The 20907-nt window shown below is 62.0% G+C and carries 20 protein-coding genes and 1 tRNA gene; 13 read left to right on the top strand and 8 right to left on the bottom strand.

What is annotated here, in order from left to right:
• Positions 1-38 precede the first annotated feature (38 nt).
• Together VOI22_RS18125 and ribA are read right to left on the bottom strand one after the other, a co-directional pair.
• Positions 39-962, bottom strand: coding sequence for a hypothetical protein (locus VOI22_RS18125; RefSeq protein ID WP_323797847.1), 924 nt, complete (start codon positions 960-962; stop codon positions 39-41).
• Between the two features lie 75 nt (positions 963-1037).
• Positions 1038-2195, bottom strand: a complete 1158-nt coding sequence (ribA, locus tag VOI22_RS18120) for a GTP cyclohydrolase II (RefSeq protein ID WP_323797846.1) — start codon at positions 2193-2195, stop codon at positions 1038-1040.
• A gap of 99 nt (positions 2196-2294) precedes the next feature.
• Here ribA and VOI22_RS18115 point away from each other — a divergent pair, with 99 nt between their 5' ends.
• The 5 genes from VOI22_RS18115 to VOI22_RS18095 all read left to right on the top strand — a co-directional run bounded on the left by VOI22_RS18115 (position 2295) and on the right by VOI22_RS18095 (position 6070).
• Complete coding sequence (locus VOI22_RS18115) at positions 2295-3164, top strand: alpha/beta hydrolase (protein ID WP_323797845.1); 870 nt, start codon at positions 2295-2297, stop codon at positions 3162-3164.
• A 13-nt stretch (positions 3165-3177) separates the two neighbouring features.
• Positions 3178-3483: a DUF427 domain-containing protein gene (locus VOI22_RS18110; RefSeq protein WP_323797844.1), complete on the top strand. Its 306-nt coding sequence runs from the start codon at positions 3178-3180 to the stop codon at positions 3481-3483.
• A gap of 68 nt (positions 3484-3551) precedes the next feature.
• The gene (locus tag VOI22_RS18105) at positions 3552-4241 is read left to right on the top strand and encodes a response regulator transcription factor (RefSeq protein WP_028466194.1); all 690 of its coding nucleotides are present in this window, start codon (positions 3552-3554) and stop codon (positions 4239-4241) included.
• 115 nt (positions 4242-4356) lie between these two features.
• Positions 4357-5190 carry an MBL fold metallo-hydrolase gene (locus tag VOI22_RS18100; RefSeq protein WP_323797843.1) on the top strand — a complete coding sequence of 278 codons (834 nt, stop codon included), beginning with the start codon at positions 4357-4359 and terminating at the stop codon, positions 5188-5190.
• An 85-nt stretch (positions 5191-5275) separates the two neighbouring features.
• Positions 5276-6070, top strand: coding sequence for a class I SAM-dependent methyltransferase (locus VOI22_RS18095; RefSeq protein WP_323797842.1), 795 nt, complete (start codon positions 5276-5278; stop codon positions 6068-6070).
• A gap of 43 nt (positions 6071-6113) precedes the next feature.
• On the opposite strand, the gene VOI22_RS18090 is transcribed toward VOI22_RS18095, so the two are convergent.
• Positions 6114-6188: transfer RNA gene (locus tag VOI22_RS18090), tRNA-Gln, on the bottom strand.
• Positions 6189-6312: 124 nt separating this feature from the next.
• Between VOI22_RS18090 and VOI22_RS18085 the strand changes: the two genes are divergently transcribed.
• From VOI22_RS18085 to VOI22_RS18075, 3 genes are all read left to right on the top strand, one after another.
• On the top strand, positions 6313-6729 hold the full coding sequence (locus VOI22_RS18085) for a hypothetical protein (RefSeq protein ID WP_323797841.1): 417 nt from the start codon (positions 6313-6315) through the stop codon (positions 6727-6729).
• A 174-nt stretch (positions 6730-6903) separates the two neighbouring features.
• On the top strand, positions 6904-7734 hold the full coding sequence (locus tag VOI22_RS18080; RefSeq protein WP_323797840.1) for a hypothetical protein: 831 nt from the start codon (positions 6904-6906) through the stop codon (positions 7732-7734).
• Between the two features lie 117 nt (positions 7735-7851).
• A complete protein-coding gene (locus VOI22_RS18075) occupies positions 7852-10194 on the top strand; it encodes a peptidoglycan-binding protein (RefSeq protein ID WP_323797839.1) in 2343 nt (780 codons plus the stop codon).
• Here VOI22_RS18075 and VOI22_RS18070 read toward each other — a convergent pair.
• Genes VOI22_RS18070 through VOI22_RS18060 form a run of 3 tightly spaced genes read right to left on the bottom strand, consistent with a single transcriptional unit; the run spans position 10191 to position 14518 of the window.
• Entirely contained in the window at positions 10191-11099 is a 909-nt protein-coding gene (locus VOI22_RS18070) for a 4-(cytidine 5'-diphospho)-2-C-methyl-D-erythritol kinase (protein ID WP_323797838.1), read from the bottom strand. The two genes, VOI22_RS18075 and VOI22_RS18070, sit on opposite strands and share 4 nt — an antisense overlap.
• Positions 11092-12828: a tetratricopeptide repeat protein gene (locus VOI22_RS18065; RefSeq protein WP_323797837.1), complete on the bottom strand. Its 1737-nt coding sequence runs from the start codon at positions 12826-12828 to the stop codon at positions 11092-11094. Before VOI22_RS18065 ends, VOI22_RS18070 begins: the two co-directional genes overlap by 8 nt.
• A gap of 55 nt (positions 12829-12883) precedes the next feature.
• On the bottom strand, positions 12884-14518 hold the full coding sequence (locus tag VOI22_RS18060) for an electron transfer flavoprotein-ubiquinone oxidoreductase (RefSeq protein ID WP_323797836.1): 1635 nt from the start codon (positions 14516-14518) through the stop codon (positions 12884-12886).
• A 110-nt stretch (positions 14519-14628) separates the two neighbouring features.
• Between VOI22_RS18060 and VOI22_RS18055 the strand changes: the two genes are divergently transcribed.
• The 3 genes from VOI22_RS18055 to moaB all read left to right on the top strand — a co-directional run bounded on the left by VOI22_RS18055 (position 14629) and on the right by moaB (position 18100).
• Entirely contained in the window at positions 14629-15459 is an 831-nt protein-coding gene (locus VOI22_RS18055; RefSeq protein ID WP_323797835.1) for a uracil-DNA glycosylase, read from the top strand.
• Positions 15460-15723: 264 nt separating this feature from the next.
• Positions 15724-17562, top strand: coding sequence for a lytic transglycosylase domain-containing protein (locus tag VOI22_RS18050; RefSeq protein ID WP_323797834.1), 1839 nt, complete (start codon positions 15724-15726; stop codon positions 17560-17562).
• A complete protein-coding gene (gene moaB / locus VOI22_RS18045; protein WP_323797833.1) occupies positions 17549-18100 on the top strand; it encodes a molybdenum cofactor biosynthesis protein B in 552 nt (183 codons plus the stop codon). The genes VOI22_RS18050 and moaB overlap by 14 nt, the downstream gene beginning before the upstream one ends.
• Here the strand turns inward: moaB and VOI22_RS18040 are convergent.
• Together VOI22_RS18040 and VOI22_RS18035 are read right to left on the bottom strand one after the other, a co-directional pair.
• A complete protein-coding gene (locus tag VOI22_RS18040) occupies positions 18054-18683 on the bottom strand; it encodes a TIGR04282 family arsenosugar biosynthesis glycosyltransferase (protein WP_323797832.1) in 630 nt (209 codons plus the stop codon). The two genes, moaB and VOI22_RS18040, sit on opposite strands and share 47 nt — an antisense overlap.
• Before the next feature lie 3 nt (positions 18684-18686).
• A complete protein-coding gene (locus tag VOI22_RS18035) occupies positions 18687-19481 on the bottom strand; it encodes a TIGR04283 family arsenosugar biosynthesis glycosyltransferase (protein ID WP_323797831.1) in 795 nt (264 codons plus the stop codon).
• Positions 19482-19591: 110 nt separating this feature from the next.
• Here VOI22_RS18035 and VOI22_RS18030 point away from each other — a divergent pair, with 110 nt between their 5' ends.
• The gene (locus VOI22_RS18030; RefSeq protein ID WP_323797830.1) at positions 19592-20653 is read left to right on the top strand and encodes an aminoglycoside phosphotransferase family protein; all 1062 of its coding nucleotides are present in this window, start codon (positions 19592-19594) and stop codon (positions 20651-20653) included.
• A gap of 32 nt (positions 20654-20685) precedes the next feature.
• The gene (locus VOI22_RS18025) at positions 20686-20895 is read left to right on the top strand and encodes a DUF4169 family protein (RefSeq protein WP_323797829.1); all 210 of its coding nucleotides are present in this window, start codon (positions 20686-20688) and stop codon (positions 20893-20895) included.
• The last annotated feature ends 12 nt before the right edge of the window (positions 20896-20907 follow it).

The raw sequence follows: 20907 nt of genomic DNA, 5'->3' as shown, positions 1-20907 counted from the left end.
CTCCTGATCAGACGCCGGAAAGCAGCGTCTGGCGGAGTTTATCCGACACCGCTACCGCTGACCTTCATGGTTCCATATTTATCGAGCGCCTTCATCATCCAATCTGCCAATCCGGCGCGCTGAGACGGATCGACAGGCAGAGCCGGCTCGCTTGCCGGTGCCTGGGCGCCACGGGTTTTCAGACCGGGCTGTACCAGGGACGGCAAGGCCGGGCCTCGCCGCCGCGTCGCTGTCTTTGCCTGACTGTCCCGGATGAGGGCATCAAGGCCTCCTCCGGAAACCGCTTGCATGCCGGTGCCGGACTCTGCGGCGGGTTGTGTGATCACGCCGCTGGTCCAGTCTACGGAGCCTTTGCCTGGTGTTGGCGCCGTAAGGGCGCTTGCCCGGGCATAGGCGGCCATGGCCTCGGGCGTCATGGCGGCATCCGCGTTGGCGGTCTCAATACCTGGAACTGCAAAGCTGCGGTGATTGGCGGCAGGTGTAATTGCGCCATCGTTCGGAGCGGGTACCGGGGACGGTGATACTGTTTGCGGCGCTTCAGCCAGTAAGGCCGCTTCGGCCGGGGCGGCATTGACTGGTGTTGATCCTCCACCCGTCAGCTCTGCGACCATCGTCGCACCGATATCGGAGCCGCTCTCGGCTTCGAACATCACATTCGCAACGCCAGCCACCAAGCCTGCGGGACCGCCATACAGCGCGCCTCCCGCAGTGCGAGCCGCAGGCGCAATCGTGTCGCCGGTGAATTCCCGATAAAGGGTGGAAACAAATGGAAGATGCTGCAGCGGATTGATGATGTCGACGAAATCGTCGAAACCGAAACCATCAGGACCCCAGCCATCATCACCGGCTGCGGAAGCAGCCTGCGCCGGCTTGTACAGATCCTCTTTCACGTCCCGTTCCCCGCTTTGGGAGGACTGTGACCACCAGGCCGGTTGTGCTGCTGCCGTTTGACTGACATCCATCGCGAAGGCTCCTTTGCCTCGCTCAGATGCAAGCCGCGTACCATTGACAGACGGTGCTGAAAAAGCCCGGTTTTCCTAGAAAAGATGGCCTGTGCGGTTCGCTTTGGTGCGCAGGTACTCTTCGTTATGGGTGTTGGACGGGAAAATATGAGCCACCCGTTCGACAACATTGACCCCGGAGCTCCGGAGCTGGGCAATCTTTTCCGGATTGTTCGTCATCAGCCTGACGGATTCGACGCCAAGCTGATGCAGCATTTCGGCGGCGGTCAGATAGACCCGTTCGTCCGCTTCGAAACCAAGCTGCTCGTTTGCATCGACTGTATCGCTGCCGAGATCCTGTAGCTGATAGGCACGCAGCTTGTTGATCAGGCCGATATCCCGGCCTTCCTGCGCCAGATAGAGCAAGATGCCAGACCCTTGCTTGCCAATCTCCCGAAGGGCGCCGCGCAGCTGGTCGCCACAGTCGCAGCGCAGGCTGCCGAGCAGGTCGCCGGTCAGGCACTCGGAATGCAGGCGCACCAGAACCGGCTGGCTGACATCAGGCTCGCCAACAACGATTGCCAGATGCTCCTCCCCGCCATCTGCCGGGCGGAAGGCAACAATGCGGGACGCTTCGGCATCCGCCAGCGGTACGCGGGCGGAGGCAACCCGGGTGAGGCGCCGCGCGCTCTCCTCGACGTAATCTTCGGTGTCCGACACGCTGACTGACAGGAGACCTTGTCCATGTGCCCAGGATTCAGCGTCGGCGACTTTCACATCTGTGAGCCGGGCGACGACGACAGACGGCAACAACCGGGCCCATTTGGATAGCTGGACCGCCGCCGGTCCAAGCCTGCCCGCGCGCACCGGCACCACGGTAAGGCCGCGCCGAAGCGTGCCGAATTTCTCCGGCTCGAAAAGCGGATCGGCGATCTGCCGGATCAGGGCGGCATCCGCTCCCTTGGGGAGGGCCATGCTGGAATAGGGCGGCAGCTCCGGGTTTCCGGTAATATCGCGGGCCCGGTTCTTCGGTACGATGACTGAAGGCAGGCTTCCCGCCAGCCGGATCATTGCGCCGAGACCGCTTTCATTCGCCATTTCGGCGGCGAGTACCAGCAGCACGCTTTCCTCGGCCGAACCGTGCAGCAGGATCAGCCCACCACGGCGCAGCTCGGAGATTGCCCTGTCAACATGGGTCTGGGTCGGTGAGCCTGCGGGCGCGCCGGTACCCTGGATTGGGAGTGCATCTGTCATGGACCGCATCATGTTCCGACCGGGCTGGAGGTCAAGCACCTTGAACCGGCTTTGTGCCTCCCGCACTGTTAGCAGAGATGTGCACAGATGGACCGGGACATGACACTTTTCAATTCCTATGACCGCGCCGGGCTAGACCGCGAATACGACAATCGTTCGAAAGTTGCCAACAGTGGCGAGATTTCAGCACGTTGGGAGGCGGCTGGCGCCGATGTGCGCAAACAGTTTTCGGCTGATCTCGATCAGCCTTACGGCGATCATCCACGCCAGCGCGTCGATGTCTTTCCTGCCGGGAAACGGGACGCGCCGGTGCTGATTTTCATTCACGGCGGCTATTGGCACATGCGCGACAAGTCGATCGCGCATTTTTTGGCGCCGACCTTCATCGCCGCGGACATCAATTTCGTCTCTGTCGGCTATCGGCTTTGCCCGGAGGTCACGGTGGCGGATATTGCCGATGACATCCGGGCGGCGATTGCCTGGGTCAAGGAAAACGCCCACCGCTTCGGCGGGAATCCGGGGAGCCTCTATCTCGCGGGCCACTCGGCGGGCGGACATCTCTCGGCTCTGATGGGGGGGCCGGCCGGGGTACCGGCAGGCACACTGAAGGGCATTTGCTCTGTCAGCGGCCTGCATGATCTGGAGCCGATCAGGCTCTGCTATCTGAATGACGCGCTGTCCCTCACGGAAAGCGATGTGAGCGCACTGTCTCCGATCCGGCTGGTGCGTGAGGCTGATGCTGCCGGACTGCGACTGCCGCCACACCTGCTGACTGTCGGCGGGCTCGAAGGGCCGGAATATTTGCGCCAGCGGGATGAGCTTGCGGGTGCGTTGAGGGAGAAACGGCAACCCGTCGAGTGTGTCGATTTACCAGATCGCGATCATTTTACCGCGCTTGAAGCCTTCGGCGATCCGCATCATCCACTGTGCCTGGCGATGCTCCGGCTGATCCTGGCGCCGTCTTTCTGAGAGGCGGCGTGCGATGTTCGATCAGATTCTGGTGGCTCGTCTCGGCGAGACGGAAATAGCCCGGGCGCCGGAACAAGAAACCGTGACGATCGAGGGGAGTGTCTATTTTCCGCCGGATTCCGTGCGTTTCGAGCTGCTGAGGGAGACGCCGACCCGGACCCGGTGCCCTTGGCGTGGCGAAGCAATCTACTATGATGTGGTCGACGGAACGCGCATTTCCGCGGACGCGGCATGGTCCTATCCGCAGCCTAGCCGCAAGGCAAAACGCATCGCCGGCTTTGTCAGTTTCTGGAAAGAGGTCGAAACGGGGCCGGTTTAAGCCTCTGGTATTCGTCTCCCTTTCTCCTTAAGTGTGGTCGGGTACATAGCAACGGGTCGTGGCTGGTGATGGTGAACGGTAAGAAAGTCCTGTTGGTCGAGGATGACGAAGCGCTTCGGGTGACGCTCAGCGAACAGCTGGAGCTGCATGAGGAATTCGTGGTCAGCGCAGTGGAGAATGGAGCCGCGGCGCTGGAGGCGGTCAAGTCGGCACATTTCGACCTGATCCTGCTTGATGTCGGCCTCCCGGATATGGACGGCCGCGATGTCTGCCGGCTGATCCGCCGCAACGGCGTGAAATCGCCGGTCGTCATGCTGACCGCCCAGGACGGCGATGCGGACACAATTCTCGGTCTCGACGCCGGGGCCAACGACTATGTCACCAAGCCCTTCAAGATCGCCGTGCTGTTGGCCCGCATGCGGGCGCATCTGCGGCAGCATGAGCAGAGCGACGACGCGCTTTTCACGATCGGCCCCTACAGTTTTCGTCCAAGCGCCAAGCTGCTGCTTGATGAGGCTCGGAACAAGAAGGTCCGGCTGACGGAAAAGGAGACCGCGATCCTCAAGTATCTCTACCGGACCGGGGGACGCATGGTGAAGCGTGAGACCCTGCTGAACGAGGTCTGGGGATACAATGCGGGCGTCACCACGCACACGTTGGAAACCCACGTCTACCGGCTGCGGCAAAAGATCGAGATCGATCCGTCCAATGCGCAAATTCTGGTGACGGATCCGGGCGGTTACAGACTGGTTCCCTGATAGCGCTCGGGGCCAAATAGAGTCTTGTCCTGAATTAATCTTTTCACGTTGGCCCGGCTCATGCAGACTTGGCGCTCCAAAATAGCCGGCTGTGGATTGTGGGTTGGGAGTTGTTGTGTCGCCGGGAGCCGAATTCTTTGTCCGGATCTGGGGCGCCCGCGGAAGCATTGCATGCCCGGGTCCTGAATTCGTGCGCTATGGCGGAAACACCGCCTGTCTTGAAATTCGTTGTGGCGATCGGGTCTTTATCCTCGATGCCGGCACGGGCCTCCGCAATCTCGGCCTGATGCTGGACAAGTCCGGCCCGGTGGACGCGGATATCCTCTTCACCCACTCTCATCTCGATCATCTGGGCGGTCTGCCTTTCTTCACGTCGGCCTTCAAGAAGGGCAACGTCTTTCGTGTCTGGTCCGGACATCTGGGCGGCAGGGCGAGCATGCGCGATGTGGTCGCGCGGCTGATGTCCTCCCCGCTTTTTCCGGTGCCGTTGGAGATTTTTCAGGCGGAGCTCGAATTCAACGATTTTGTCTCGGGCGACACGTTGGCCTTCGGGCCGGATATTTCCGTACGGACCACGCCGCTCAATCATCCGCAGGGCGCTGTTGGGTATCGCTTCGATTTTGGCGGCAAGTCGATTTGCTACATTACCGACACGGAGCATCGGCCGGGCGAGCCTGACCAGAATATTCTGGAGCTGGTGCGGGATGCGGATGTGATGATCTACGATGCCTGCTACACGGATGAGGAATTCCCGAAATTCGTCGGCTGGGGCCATTCGACATGGCAGGAGGGCATCCGCCTTGCCGATGCGGCAGGGGTCAAGACGCTCGTTCTCTTCCATCACGACCCGAGCCACACGGACGAGAAGATGGACGAGATCCTTCACCAAGCCGACGAACGCCGCCCCGGCACCATAGCGGCCTACGAAGGCCTGAAAATTACTCCCTGATATGACCAACTCAAAATCGACAAACCGAGGTCATTCATGGCGTCGGCTCCGTCTTGGGCTAAGTACGATTCTTGGCTTAAAACCAATGGGTTACTTTATTCCATACCGGTACGCATCGCAGGTTCCCACTCAAGGTAGTCGGTATGACTGGGTCGAGGAGCGCTTCGCCACTGATGCGCTACTCGCATTTTCCGGGATGCTTTCCGATATTGACCGCTACCGGGATGCGCTACAGGCGATAGGTAATCAGGAGCCGCCGGAACCACGCTGGAGCCAGGACTGGTTTCCCGGACTTGACGGTGCCGCGGCCTATACTCTCGTGCGGGAACGTCGCCCGGCGCGCATTCTGGAGATTGGCTCGGGCCACAGCACCCGCTTCCTCGCCCGCGCCGTCCGCGATGGCGGCCTTGAAACCGAGATTACCTGTGTCGATCCAGCGCCGCGTGCCAGCCTTGCCGGGACTGGCGTGCGCTTCCTCGAGCATACGATCCAGGATGTACCGCGTGAGAGCCTGCCGGATCTCGGTCCAGGTGACGTGCTGTTTCTGGATTCAAGCCATCTGGCCCTGCCGGGTTCCGACGTCGATCTGGTACTGAATCACCTGTTGCCGACCCTGCCTGCCGGCCTGCTGGTTCACGTCCATGACATCGTTTTGCCCGATCCCTATCCGGAATCCTGGGCCTGGCGCACCTATAATGAACAATTGCTGGTGGCGGCTCTGCTGAGCGGAGGCGGGTTCCGGCCGGTTTTCTCGAGCCACTATGCCCGCACGCGTCTGCTTGGCCGTGATGGTGTTCCAGCGCTCGACGGGCCTGCACTCGACTGGTTGCCGCTGCAAAAGGGGGCGCTGGAGACGAGCCTCTGGCTTGAGAAGTTATAGCCCGCGCTGCGGGTTTGCTGTCAGTCGGGAGGATTTCATGGAATGGCTGGGGCGGCAGGATTCGAACCTGCGCATGGCGATACCAAAAACCGCTGCCTTACCGCTTGGCTACGCCCCAATCGGGCGCGAACATAATCAGAAACCCAAATCCATGCAACTGCTTCGGCTCTGCTCCCTTAACATCTTGATCCGAAACAGCTAGACTCCTCAGATTATTTCGCTTTTTGGGGATGAGGATAATCATGTCCAAACCTGTCTTGCCGTGGAGCCTGAAGGGCGTGTCGCCCGAAGCGCGGGAAATCGCGAAAAAGGCGGCGGCCCAGCAAGGCATGACCATCGGAGAATGGGTCAGCCGGGCAATCCGGGATGTTGGCCCGGAACAGGAACCGGAAACCGTGCCGGAGAGTGTTCCGGTGCAGGACGAATCTCCTCTGTCCGGCGGGGCCGAGACGGATGCAGAAACGGTGCGCGAGGCTGTCCGGACCCGGATCTATGAGTCCGAAGAGCGCGTCGCGCACATGGTCGGCCCATTGCAGGAAATCATCGAACGGCTCTCCCGTCGGCTGACCCGGATCGAGGAGAGGGATGCGAGGGTCGAGGACCGGCTGGAAGAGCGCGTCCTCGATAATGCCGATCCACGCCGTCTGGATGGCTGGTAGCTCTCATCTCCACAGCCCCTTAGGCCGGTCGGAAGGCCGGTCATATTTGGGCATTCGATTTGCGCGTAGTGCACAGAAACCCTTGCCTTACCGGGTAACCTTTGGTATTTTTCCGCTCCTTTGGTGACCATTCGGTGGCCCGGCCTCCGAAACAAGATAAAGGCAGGGTGTCGGTTGTCAGGTAAATCCCCCTGGAGCGTAAAAGGTATCTCGGCGGAAGACCGCGAGGTTGCGAAGATCGCGGCCCGTAAAGCGGGCGTGCCGATTGGTGTCTGGCTGAGCGAACAGATCCGCCATGCGTCTGAAGAGCCGTCGCCGCCTGAACAGCCTCCTGCGGAACGGCCCCGCATGCCTGATGAGGAAGATCATCGGCACCCTCAAGAACCCGGGCCGCGCGATCATCCCCCACAGCAGCGCCAGCGCAGCGGCCAGGTAGACCCCCGCTTTGCTTTCGGACGCGGGCAGTGGAGTGTTGCGGAAGAGGCCGTGGACAAAGGGATGGTTGGAAATGCGTCCGCAGCCTATCCGTGGCAGTTCCGCAACGCCCAGCATCCGCCCCCGGCCATGGCCGCGCCGTCAGTACAGGCACCGCCAGTACCTGCGAATGGCGGCTACCCGCCGCCGATGCACCAACCACAACAGATGCCAGTGCCCGCGCCTCAGCCGCCCGGCGTGTCTCGCGAAGAAGCGGATGCGATCGAAAAGCGTGTTGATTCCCTTGAAAGTCGGCTCCGTGATCTGCAACAGCGGCTCAACACGGTAGAAGACAAGACGCTTGCCCGTTTCGAGCCAATCCTTGCCAAGATCGAGTCCCTCGCTGCTGAGATTGACCGGATCGACGCGAAGCCTGCGATGATTGCGGAGGGCGAAGCGTCTTTTTCCACGGCGCCCATAGAGCGCGCGGTGATGCGCTTGTCTGAACGGTTGGGCAGGGTAGAGCAAACCGTTCTGCCCGGCTCCAGGCGCGGCCGTGGATTCTTCTCGCGCCTCTTCCGTCGTGGGTAGCGCTACTTTCCAGAACTGTATAAATTGAACAAAAGCGATAGGTTAGGCGGGCTCGGAGGGACCACTACTCCGACTGTTACCCGTAAACCCGCGCATCCTGCATCGTGAGGAGTGCCGGTGGTCCGAAAGCCGACGACATGGAGTGTGAAGGGTATCGAGGAAGATATCCGTGATATCGCTCGTGCTGCGGCGGAACGGGATCAGCAGACCATCGGCTCCTGGATAGATCATGCGATCCGTGTCCATGGCGGGCAGCGGCCACGCGATGCCGGCAAAGACGATGCTGGTAAAGATAAGGGGCCGGTCGCAGCCACACCCGCACCGACCGATAAGGCAAAGCAGAAGACAGCTGCGCCTGGCCTGACGGACCAGGCCCTGCTCGATATCATTGACCGGGAGCTGGACGCCTCGACGAACCGGCTTGATCGTGCATTGCGCCCCATGGGTCTCGCTCTGCTCGATCTGGCCGAGCGGATGGTTTCCGTCGAGAAAGATCGGTCGGGCCAGGCACGCATCGGAGCGGCGCCTGGCGAGCAGGAGCCCGAACATGCCGGGGCCCTCGGGCTGGATGAGGCAGTCGACGATGATTTCGGCCCGGAACTCCCGCCGGAGACCTTTGACGAGCCTTTCGAAGAGCTCGAACCGGAAATGCATGATGCACCGGCGCCCAGTGTGGCACCGAGCGTAGCGCCGGACCCGGATCAGGCGCCGCCTCCACCGTCTCACGATCTGGCTACGGACTTCGACAGTCTCGATGTGCCGATGCTTCCCGTCGAAGAGACGGATCGCGCCCGGGAGATCGATCGCCGTCTGAGGGCGCTTGCCGGTGAGGTCGATGCGGTCGATGCCGTCGACGGGGACCCGCCGCCGCCGACAGGCGATCTCGGTCCGGCGGAAATTGTCATCGACGCGCCACCACCGGAAAGCGAGCCGGCGCCGCCTCTCGCGCTTCCGATGGCGTTCCGCGGACTACAGAAAAACGCTTTTGAATCTGCTCCCGGTGCAGTGATCGGTGAGGTCGCGCGCGTCACCCGGCGTCAGCGCAAACGTGGGCTTCGAAAGATTCTTCTGGGAACGACAGGCCTCGCCGTCGCTCTGGCGGTCGGGCTCTATGTTTTTGCCGGTCAGCTTGGGCTGGGACCGCTGCGGCATGACCTGGACAGCCGTCTGAAGCCGGCTGCACATCACATCGCGGAAGGGGCGGCCCACATCTGGGAGAATGCGGCGGCGCGCGTTGCGCCAATGATCGAGCAGGCCAGGACAGCGTTGCTTGGCCCAGATCATCCCGAAGCTCCCGCGCCTGAACTAGCCCCTGAAAAAGCGATGGACGATGCGGTGGAGGCAACGCCGCCTGAAGAGCCCGCACAGCCTGATCAGTCCGTCAGTTCCGCGCCGTCCGGCGACGAAGGAGATGCGCCGCAGACCGCAGCGCCGGCACCAATGGAGCCTGCGGAGACAGCACCAGCGGAGCCGAAAACGGCCACACCGGCACCGGTTGAAGAAACGGCACCTGTATCCGCGGGCGAGATCGCTCCGATGCCCGCGCCAAGTGAACCGCCGGTTCCGGTGCCTGACGCGGCACCCGCGCCTAAAGTCTCGGAAGCCGTGCCGCCGCCCGCCCCTGCATTGCCGGCATCGGGCGCGAAAGATCCGGTCGATATGGGGGCGTCCGCATCGTCTCAAGCCGGGCTACAGCAAGGAGAGCGGAAATCGCTTGAGCAGAGTGCCGACGCCGGAGACGCAAAGGCTCAGCATGATCTCGCCCTGGCTTATCTGACCGGCGCGGCGGGCACGCAAAACCCCGAACGGGCCGCGGAACTCTTGCGGGAAGCCGCGATCCAGGGCTTGCCTGGTGCGCAGTACAATCTCGCAGTGCTGTATGAAACCGGACAGGGCGTCCGGCAGGAGGATGTCCGGGCACTGCTCTGGTACCATATCGCTGCCGAGCAGGGGCATCCGAACGCCCAGTACAATCTCGGTGTGATGTATGCCGAGGGCCGGGGTATCCCGCTGAATTTCGGGGAAGCCGCCCGTTGGTTTCAGGCCGCTGCCAAACAGGGCATGGCACGGGCACTCTATAATCTTGCCGTGATGACCGATGAAGGTCTCGGCGTGGCGCAGGACAAGAAGAAAGCTCTTGAGCTGTTCAGCGCCGCCGCGGAAGCCGGCGACCAGCGAGCCATTGAAATGCTCTCGGGCAGCGGCGAGACGTCAGGAGAAAACAGCTCGACCTTGAATGGCGCGGACGGGGTGCAAACCGCAGCCGACGCACCGGCAGCTATGGTCGCCGCGGTTCAGGGAGAGCTCACCCGTCTTGGCTTTTACTCGGGACGCATTGACGGTTTGATGGGGCCGAAGACCCGCGCCGCTATCCGTGAGTTCGAGCTGTCTGCCGGCATGGATGAAAGCGGCGAGGCGACGACAATTCTGCTTGAGGAACTGAAAGCGGCCACGCCTTAGCCTGAAACCGCCGGTGCCTCCGGAAACAGGGAATCCGTCTCCCAGTTCCTGAGTGCGCCCGCATGTATCCAGTATGCCGGAAAAGTCAGCCGGAACAGCTCAGCCGCCTCATCCCGCGCGCTATCGGTCTTGAAAAGCGCAAAGCAGGTGGCGCCGCTGCCGGACAGACGTGCGCCGAGAGCACCCGGCAGGCCCGACAATGTACGCAATACCGGACCTATCTCTGGAGCCACCGCGATGGCGGGGGCTTCGAGATCGTTTCTACCGGCGAGGATCTCCTCCGTAAGGCCGTGCGGGACCGAAGCGTCTCTAACGGCTTTCTTTTCCGCGCCCAACGCCCCGAATACGGCCCCGGTGGGGACAGCAACCCCCGGATTGACCAGCAGAGCCGGATAGCGGGCAAACCCGCTTTCTCGAGGATCCAGGGTCGTTCCGGTGCCGCGCATATACCGGCATCGGGATTCAAGGCAGACCGGAATATCAGCGCCGAGCCCGGCGGCAATCGCCTGAATGGACGGAGCCATGGCGGTCAGGCCATGTTCCCGGGCCAGCAACCGCAGGATCGCGGCCGCGTCGGCCGATCCTCCGCCAAGACCTGCGGCAACAGGGATGATTTTGTGCAGCGTGATCGAAAGCGGCGGCACCGCCTCGATTGTGTCGCGGAAGGCCGAGATCGCCTTCAGGACGAGATTGTCCCGGTCAAGGCTCCTGGCAAAGGGGCCCGCTACCGTGAGTTGGTCAACCGCGGTCTCTGCCAACGTCACTGACAGCACGTCATGCAGGTCCGCGAAAGCAACCAGGCTGATCAGATCGTGGAAGCCATCCTGACGTTTGCCCAGAACAGTGAGGCTGAGGTTGAGCTTGGCGGGAGCGATCAGGGTGGCGGAATAGCCTGTTTTAGCCATTGTCTGCTGAGTGTTTGCCCGTTTCCGAGGTTAGTCCGTCACGAAGCTTCCGTTCGAGTTGCGCGGCCAGCTCGGAATCAGGGTCCATTTCCAGCGAGCGGCGCCATTGATAAGCCGCCTCGCGGTGGCGTCCGACCTGCCAATAGGCATCGCCGAGATGATCGTTTATGACGGCATCGCCCGGCCGGAGCTGAACGGCGCGTTCAAGGTGGGGGACCGCTTCCTTGTGCTGGCCGGTGCGGTAGAGGACCCAGCCGAGGCTGTCCACGATATAGCCGTCATCCGGACGCTGCTGGACGGCGCGTTCTATCAGAGTCTGCGCTTCTTTGAGGTTGAGGCCCTGTTCGACCCATGAATAGCCGAGGTAATTCATGACATACGGCTGCTCCGGCGCGAGCTTCAGGGCGGCCAGGAAATCGGATTCCGCACGCTCCCATTTTTTCGCCCGTTCGAGCGCGATGCCCCGTGTGTAGTAGAGCGTCCAGTCCTGTGTCGCGGCTCCTCCGAGTTTATCGAAGGCCTTGTCGTAGGCCGCAATCGCCGCTTCCCAGTTCTCTCCAGCCCGCAATGTATCGGCCAGGCGGACAAGGATTGTCCCGTTGTCCGGATAGGTCTTTGCCAGATCCTGCAGGACGGAAAGGGCGCTGTCCCGGTCACCCTCGGCATCGTATGCGGAGGCAGACCGGAGCCGGGCCATCATGTGATAGATGGAATCTTCGCCGATGCCTGCATAGATCTTCAAGGCATCGCCATGCCGGCCACGATCGTCGAGAATTTCGCCGACAAGCAGCCGGGCAAGCGGGAAATCTGGCCGCATATAGAGGGCGAAGCGGGCGTAAATCAGCGCAATCTCACTGCCCCGGTCCCGTTGCAGAGCGCTGGCGATATCGAACAGCGCTTCCGCGACGCCGTCGCTGGCGTTTGAGACGAGACCCTTGGCTTCCTGACCGGCTTCTGCGGCGAACAGAGCCTTTGAAAGCGCCGTCATGTTCTGATCCGACAGATCGCCGGCCGCCAGAATTTCCCGGGCCATGTCGACGCGACCGAGTTTCGCGTAATGCAATGCCGCGCCTATCCGGAGACGCGCTGGCGGGCGGTCCATGGCCTTCAGGGCTGCTTTGAAAGAAGTATCCAGAGCTTCGAAATCGCCCTTCAGCGCGGCGATGTATCCCGCGTGGAGATCTGCGAGCAGGCTGAAGCCACCCTGTTTGCGTATTCGGTCGAGATGGGCATCGGCTGCCTGCCAATTGCCAATTCCGGCTTCCACCCAGGCGAGCAGTAGCGGGCGCATGACCTGGGTCAGCCGGGATTCGGCGAGCGCATCGAGGTGCCTGCGCGCGCCATCGTAATCGTTCTGTTTCAGAGCCGAGAGTGCGAGGGCGAGACGCCCGAAAGCGTTCCCGCCCTGACTTTTGATCAGCTCCTCGGCCAGACCCAGTGCCTCGTCCGTCCGCCCGTCGACGACTTTCGCCAGGAAGGTGCGCTGCATCAGCCCCGGGTTGCCGGGATCGGCCTCAAGCACCGCCGCGAAGTTCTGGGCGGCGGCGCTGAGGTCGCTGTTTCTGTAGGCATGCAGGGCGTTCAGGTAGTCTCCGGAGACGGTGTTCCGGACGGGGATATCAGGCAGTGCACCCGGCCCACCCGACCCCATTCCGGCACAGGCGGAAAGAGACAGAGCCGCCAGAACCGCAAGCGTAGCGGCCCCTTTTCGCGATCCTGATCCAGTCATTCGGTTTGCCTCCGTCTCCGGCTTGTCGCCGTTCCGCGTTCGAGTATTCAGCCGATCACATATTCGGATAGTTCGGACCACCGCCGCCTTCCGGCACCACCCAGTTGATATTCTGGGTCGGATCCTTGATATCGCAGGTCTTGCAGTGCACGCAGTTCTGCGCGTTGATCTGCAGCCTCGGGTTCGAGCCGTCGTCGTCCCGCATGATCTCGTAAACGCCTGCCGGGCAATAGCGCTGCTCCGGAGCGTCGTAGAGTGCGAGGTTGTACTCTACCGGGACGCTCGGGTCTTTCAGGGTGAGGTGCGCCGGCTGGTTTTCCTCATGGTTCGTGTTCGATAGGAACACGGAGGAGAGCCGGTCGAAACTCACCTTTCCGTCAGGTTTCGGATAGGCGATTTTCTCGCACTGGGCCGCCGGACGCAGGCTTTCATGGTCATGGTGATGGTGCAGGGTCCAGGGGCTCTTGCCCTTGAACAGGGTCTCGACCCCGGCATTCGCCATGCCCATGAGGAAGCCGGCCTTGAAGCCGGGACGGATATTACGCACCGCCTTCAGCTCGTCCCAGACCCAGCTTTTCTCCATCCTGGTCCGGTAATCGGAGATTTCCAACCCGGCACCGGCACCGTCCTTCATGGTGTCGAACAGGGCCTCGGCGGCCGTCATGCCGGACTTCATCGCCGTGTGCGAGCCCTTGATCTTCGGCACGTTCAGGAAACCGGCGGAGCAGCCAAGGATGGCGCCGCCCGGGAAAGTGATTTTCGGGATGGACTGGAAGCCGCCTTCGTTGATGGCGCGCGCACCGTAGGATATCCGCCGGGCACCTTCGAAGAAGGGGCGAATCTTCGGATGCGTCTTGTAGCGCTGGAATTCCTCGAACGGGCTCAGATGCGGGTTCTCGTAATCGAGACCGATCACATAGCCGACCGCGACCTGGTTGTTTTCCAGATGATAGAGGAAGGAGCCGCCATAGGTCTTGCCGTCCACCGGCCAGCCGACGGTATGCACCACCAGACCTTGCTGATGCACTGCCGGATCGACTTCCCAGAGCTCCTTGATGCCGAGACCGTAGGTTTGCGGGTCGACGCCCTCGCGCAAATCGAAGCGCTCGAACAGTGTCTTGGTCAGCGATCCGCGCACGCCTTCGGCGAACAGCGTCTGCTTGGCATGGAGTTCGATGCCCTGGGTGTAGTTCGCGGTCTGCTCGCCGTCCTTGCCGATGCCCATGTCGCCGGTGGCGACACCGCGCACCGCGCCGTTCTCGTCATAGAGCACTTCGGCAGCGGCAAAGCCGGGGTAGATCTCGACACCCAGCGCCTCGGCCTGTTCGGCCAGCCAGCGGCAGACATTGCCGAGGCTGACGATATAATTGCCGTGGTTGTTCATCTGCGGCGGACAAGGCATCTGGATGCCGGACGTGCGGGTGAGGAACATGAACCGGTCCTGGGTCACCGGCGTGTTCAAGGGCGCACCGCGCTCCTGCCAGTCGGGGAACAGCTCAGCCATTGCCCGCGGCTCCATCACCGCTCCAGACAGAATGTGGGCACCAACCTCCGAGCCTTTTTCCAGCACACAGACGCTCAGGTCCTGACCGTGCTCCGCACTAAGCTGGCGCAGCCGAATGGCAGCCGAAAGGCCGGAGGGACCGGCCCCGACGATAACGACGTCGTATTCCATCGACTCGCGTTCCATGAACCTCTCCAAATCGTTTCTTACACAGGTTACTGTCTTACTTGGCACAGCTGTTTTGTCGCGACAAGCGACGCGAGAGGCCGTGCGGCAAGATTGAAGGAACGGATTCAGTGGGTTTTTCGCCGGAACAGAATGCAATGCCGCCAGAGGCACTGCTCGAGTGGTATGTCGAGATGGGCGCTGACGAGGCGATCAGCGATGCGGAAACCAACTGGTTCGCTGCGTCCGAGGCAGCGTTGGCTCCGGCGTCCCGGGCGGAAAACGCCCCGGCCTCGGCTCCACCTGCAGATCAAGCCCCGTCTGCCGCTCAAGTCCAGAGGCCGGTATCTGCCGAGCCTGCGACGGATAAAGCAGCCAGCGCGCTTGCCGGTGCCGCCCAGTCCCTTGAAGAATTGCGGGCGGCACTGGAGAGCCTCGAGGGATTCCCGCTCAAGGTGACGGCCACCAATCTCGTGTTCGGCGAGGGCGTCGAGACGCCTGACGTCATGTTCATCGGAGAGGCGCCTGGCGCGGAGGAAGACCGGCAGGGCCGTCCCTTTGTCGGAGCGAGCGGCCGGTTGCTTGACCGGATGATGGCGTCGATCGGCCTGGATAGGGCTGAAAACGCCTATATCACCAATATTCTGCCCTGGCGCCCACCGGGGAACCGGGAGCCGACCGCAGCGGAAATCGCGATCTGCCTGCCTTTCATCCGTCGGCATATAGCTCTTGTCCGCCCCCGTATTATCGTTCCAGTTGGAGGGACGGCGGCGAAAGCCCTGCTGGATCAACGCCAGGGGATCATGCGGCTGCGTGGCCGGCGCTTCGAATTCGCGGATCCGGGCCTCGAACAGGCTTTACCGGCCGTGCCGTTATTTCACCCGGCTTTCCTGCTCCGGTCGACCGGTCAGAAGGCTCTGGCATGGCGTGATTTATTGACAATAAAGCAAATTATTCAATAAATTAGAGTGATTAATTTGATCAATTTGATAAGAAAGCCTCGTCTGTTCTCTTAATACTATATTTACCTTGTAACTAATTGATATTGCGCAAGGTATTACCATGTATTCACTCATTACATCAAAGTTCATATTTAAGTAGTTGTGGTAATTGACACGCTTGCGCTTAGCGAAATCGCTGCTTGAGATTGGTCTCCGCATGGCCTACTTAGCGTGGTTATGAGCGAAGTTGTGAAACCGAATACTCGCCGGTTCAGGTGGTTCTCCATGCCGTTGGTCGCGAGTGCGATTCTTGGCATTGCCACGGCGATTTCGATACATGCCGGACCTGCAGCGGCCGCGGCTCGCGGCGATGCAATGCCGTCGCGCGCGTCCGCGCTTGGTGTCGTGGATACGGACCCGGCGGTGCCGCGTGTCCACTACGATATTGTCAGCGCGCTGGATGCGGAGCGGTATCAGGCCATCTTCACCCTTCAGGAAGCCGGAAACTGGAGTGCCGCCGACAAGCTGATCGCAGCGCTTGAGAACCGTGTCCTGATGGGTCACGTGCTTTATCAGCGCTACATGCACCCGACGGCCTATCGGTCCACCTACAAGGAACTAAAAGACTGGATGGCGCATTACGCGGACCATCCGGGTGCCCGCAAGATCTATCGGCTGGCCCTGCGCCGGAAACCGAAGAGCTGGAAAGCGCCCGCTCGCCCGCAGAAGGGTTATCTGAACGGCAGTGGAGCATCGCAGGTGAATGGCGCGGTCGAACCGCAGCAGCACCTGTCCCGCAACGGCCCCAAAGTGTCCCGTCAGGGACGCCGTGTGATCCGTGAAATCCGGCGCTTCGTTCGTAACGGATACCCAACGGGCGGAGTCAAATATCTCAATTCCAAGGCTGGACGCTCTCTCGGCGGCACAGACCGCGCCCATGCGCTAGCAGAGATCGCGCATGGCTATTTTGTCTTCAATGTTGACGATAAAGCCATTCGTTACGCTAACGAAAGCATCAAGCTTTCAAAAGGCCTGATCCCTACCGCGCACTGGACGGCTGGTCTGGCGCATTGGCGCGAGGGCCGGCATGACGAGGCCTCTCAACATTTCGAATCTCTCGCCCGCGCACCCGACGTTTCCCGCTGGGTGAAGGCTGCCGGTGCCTATTGGGCATCGCGCGCGCATCTTGCCGAACGGCGCCCACGGCAGGCGACACTCTGGCTGGCCCAGGCGGCAACCCACTCGGCGACTTTCTACGGTCTGCTGGCGCGCCGGGCTCTTGGCATCGACATGCCGCTCGACTGGACTCTGCCGGAGCTGGACGAGGACACCCAGGACGCATTGCTGAATTCTCAGGGTGGTCAGCGTACCTTTGCTTTGTTGCAGGTCGGCCGGACCGAGCTCGCCGAGAAAGAATTGCGGCGTCTCTATCCAGTGCTGCCCGACTTCATGCACGGTGCGATCATGACAATCGCCGCCGGTAACGGTATGCCGGGCCTTGCCATGCGAATCGCCGGAATCCTTAAGGCGCGGGGCGATCGGCCCTACTACGCGGCCTTTTATCCCCTGCCTGACTGGCAACTCGATTCCATCGCGGGCATCGACAAGGCGTTGATTTATGCCATCGCCCGTCAGGAATCGAAGTTCAGCGCGACGGCGCGCAGCGGGCGCGGGGCGATTGGCGTTATGCAGATCATGCCGCGCACGGCGGCCTTCGTAGCGAAAGATCGCAGTTTCCGCAGCCGGGATGGACGCAAGGCGTTGCTGGATCCGTCCCTCAATCTGAAGCTCGGACAGGAATATGTCGGCCACCTGCTGAAGCAGGACAGTGTCAATGAAGGTCTGTTCCAGCTTTTGGCGGCCTATAATGCGGGCCCCGGCACGCTTCGGAAATGGACGCGGAAGATCGATTTCAAGGAAGATCCCCTGCTGTTCATCGAATCCATTCCGCGGCACGAGACACGTGAATTCATCGAGCGGGTCCTGACCAATCTGTGGATGTACCGGCTGCGTCTTGGCCAGCCGGCGCCGTCGCTGGATCACATTGCCGCCGGATCCTGGCCGCGTTATGAGTCGATAGACATTTCGCAGCAGCCTGGCGGTCCGAAACATGCCCGGAATTGACGAATCCCGTCCGTTCGTTCCTGTCCACATTGCAATCCTGACGATCTCGGATACCCGAAATCTTGATGATGACCGTTCCGGCGACACGCTGGTCCAGCGCCTGACCGGTGCCGGTCACATTCTGGCGGACCGGAAAATCGTGACGGACGATGTTCCGGCGATTGCCGGGCAGCTGACATCCTGGATCGAGGATGACGGTATCGACGTGGTGATTTCGACCGGCGGCACCGGATTGACCGGCCGGGATGTGACGCCGGAAGCTTTCCGCTCCGTCTTCGAGAAGGAAATCGAAGGCTTTGGCGAGCTGTTCCGCTGGCTCAGCTTCCAGAAGATCGGCACCTCGACCATCCAGTCGCGGGCTATCGCGGGCGTTACCCGCGGCACCTATCTTTTCGCCCTGCCTGGTTCCACCGGCGCCTGTAAGGATGCCTGGGACGATATCCTGGCAAATCAGCTCGATATCCGGTTCAGGCCCTGTAATTTCGTCGAAATCATGCCCCGCCTGCGCGAGCACGAGCTGTTCGGGCGCTCCGGCTGACGCGGCTTATTGCTGCGGCCAGATCCGGGCCTTCGTCCACATCCTGCATTTCCGCGACAAAATCGACCTTCGTGCCTGACCGGAGACCGGCCAACGTATCCTCAAGCGCCCACTCAGTGGACCAGCGGACATCCGTGAACGGATTGCCCCTGTAGCGCGGAGAGAAGCCGACCAGCCAGTAGCCGCCATCGGCTGAAGGCCCGAACACCGCTTCATTCTGCCCAAGTGCCCTGAAAGCCGCCGTGATGTGGTGCGCCTCGATCCCCGGAATATCGCTGCCGATGAGCACAGTGTGGCTCTTGCCGGCGCTCCGCAGAGCCTTGAGCATCCGTTGGCCGAGATCACCGCGCGTCTGATGGCTGAACCGCCAGGGCTTCGGCCACGGCCAGGCGGCCGCGTGGTGGGGAGCCGCGACGATGCGGCAATCCCAGCGCTTCGTGAGGCCAAGCCGTCGCAGGGTCAGGGCAAGATTCAGACGGTACCAGCGGGTCGCGGCGCCGCCGCCAATATCCCGGGCGAGACGGCTTTTCACCAGCCCCCGGCGCGGGGTTTTAGCGAAAATGATGAGAGTCTTGCGCACCATCGGTCAGTTATAGATCCGGGCGATCAGCCGGGGCGGCACCCGAAGGAAAAAAAGCGTCAGGCAGAACAGGTTGCGCAGGGCGCGCCGGAGATAGCCGCTCCGCACGTAGCGTTCCGCAGAGGTGACGGCCCGGATATCGAACAGGGCGAGGCGGCTCATTCCGATGCGGCGGATGAACTCGACATCCTCCATCAGCGGGATCTCCTTGTAGCCGCCGAGCCGGCGATAGAAGCGCCGATGGATCAGCAGGCCTTGATCGCCATAAGGTATGCCCAGCCAGCGATTGCGCCAGCGCACCATGCGCTCCAGCCGCCGGGCCGCCGGGCTGTCGTCGTCCAGCGCGAAGGTGAAGACCGCCCCGCGCTCGCGGTTCCGGTCATTGCTGGTGAACACCATGACGCTCGATGCCCAGCCTCGCTCCAGGGCGGTGTCCCCATGCAGGAAGAGGAGCCAGTCTCCCTTGGCCGCCCTGGCGCCGGCCGCAAGCTGAATGCCGCGGCCGGGGGCGCAATCCATCACCCTGGCGCCGGCCGCCTCGGCGATGTCCCGTGTCGCGTCGGTAGAGCCGCCATCGGCAATGATGATTTCCGGGGTGAAGCCGGCACGCTCGGCGCTTGCCAGCGCGTCGAGAGTGCGCTTCAGACCCTTCTCTGCATTGAGACAGGGGATGATGACGCTGATCGACAGATCCGGCGCCGGTGAGCCGATGCGCCGGCCGTGCGCGTCCAGTGGCCCGAGGGCGCCGGGCAGCGGCACCCGCCAGAGATCTTCATTCTTCGATGTGTCCGATGATCCCAAGACCGGTCCTTAACTTTCCGCTGCGCTATCTGGTGTGTTAACAGAGGTGCAACTGATCCCGCCAGCACGGCAGGGAGCCCCAATTAGAGCATTTCAGAGCATTCGCGGCCATGACGACCGACCCCGACCTGCGTAATCTCCACGCCGAGCTGATGAAGCTCAAGACCTTCCCCATGCTTGCTCTCGAAGATCTGATCAGGTTGCCGGCACGCGGGTTGACCCATGATCACGTCCTGCTCGGTGAACGGTCGTGGAAAGGCAAGCGCCTGCTGGCTCGTGTCCCGCGCCTGGTTCGGCGCGACGTGACCCCGGAGGATGCGCTGTCCCTGCAGGCGGAATGCTTCCGGCGTGCCGGCCCAAGCCGCCATACGCCAGTTCTTCACGGCCATCTCGATCCGAGCCCGCGGCTACCGAACGGTGCGCTGATCGTCGATGCGGTCGAGGGCCGGGCGGTGGATCTTTCGAAGGACCTGCTGCAGATTGCCGAGACTCTGGCCAGCGTGCACCGTTTGCCGACGCCGGACGATCCGGCTCCGCTCGCCTGGACGGCGCGCCCGGTGGAGGCACTCGTCAGTCTGATCGAGGATCAGGCGGATTACATCCCGGCCCTGGTGCAGGACCGGCAGGCACGCGCCATTCTCGATGAAGAACGCAAATGGGCCCGTGATTTCGCGGCCGAGCATGGCAGGGCGCCCTTGCCACCGGCCCTTGTTCTGACCGATACGCATCCCGGCAACTACGTCGTTCAGAAGGATGGCCGCGCGATCTTCGTCGATATGGAGAAGACCCAGTACGGATCTCCGGCAATCGATCTCGCGCATGCCAGCCTCTATACCTCCGTTACCTGGGACCCGGACGTGAGTGGAGAGCCCAGCAATGAGGATGTCGCGGATTTCTACGATACCTATCGGACAGCGGTGCCGCCGTCGCTTGCGCGCGTGCTGGAGCCCTGGTTCCTGCCATTCCGTCGCCTGACCTGGCTGCGGACCACGACATGGGGCTGCCGTTGGTACGCCGAGAACGAGGGTCTGGTGTCGCACAGCGGCGATGCGAGCCAGCGTGACAAGATGCTGTCAGGTGTGGTGGATCGCTTGCGCCGGATGGCGCGGCCGGAGACCATGGAACGAGTGCGCCGGGAATGGCGGGGGCCGGATAAGCTGGTGCTGGACTAGGCCGCCATAATGTGTGCGGTGAGGAGGGCCGAATGAGTGGCAAGATCGTCAATCTGCGGCAGGCGCGCAAGCGGAAGACCCGTGAGGCCGCCGGAGAGAAAGCTGCCGACAACAGACTGAAATTCGGTCGCACGAAAGAACAGCGGGTCGGAGACGAAGCCGCCTCCGCGCGTCGCGATCAGGCATCGGAACGGCTCGACCGGCATCGTATGGAAAGTGACGAGCCACCCTCGGAAAACTGATTGTTCTTGTTT

It is taken from the genome of Nisaea sp. (genome assembly GCF_034670185.1).
Classification (GTDB): Bacteria; Pseudomonadota; Alphaproteobacteria; order Thalassobaculales; family Thalassobaculaceae; genus Nisaea.
This window is presented reverse-complemented; position numbering and strand designations above follow the sequence as displayed.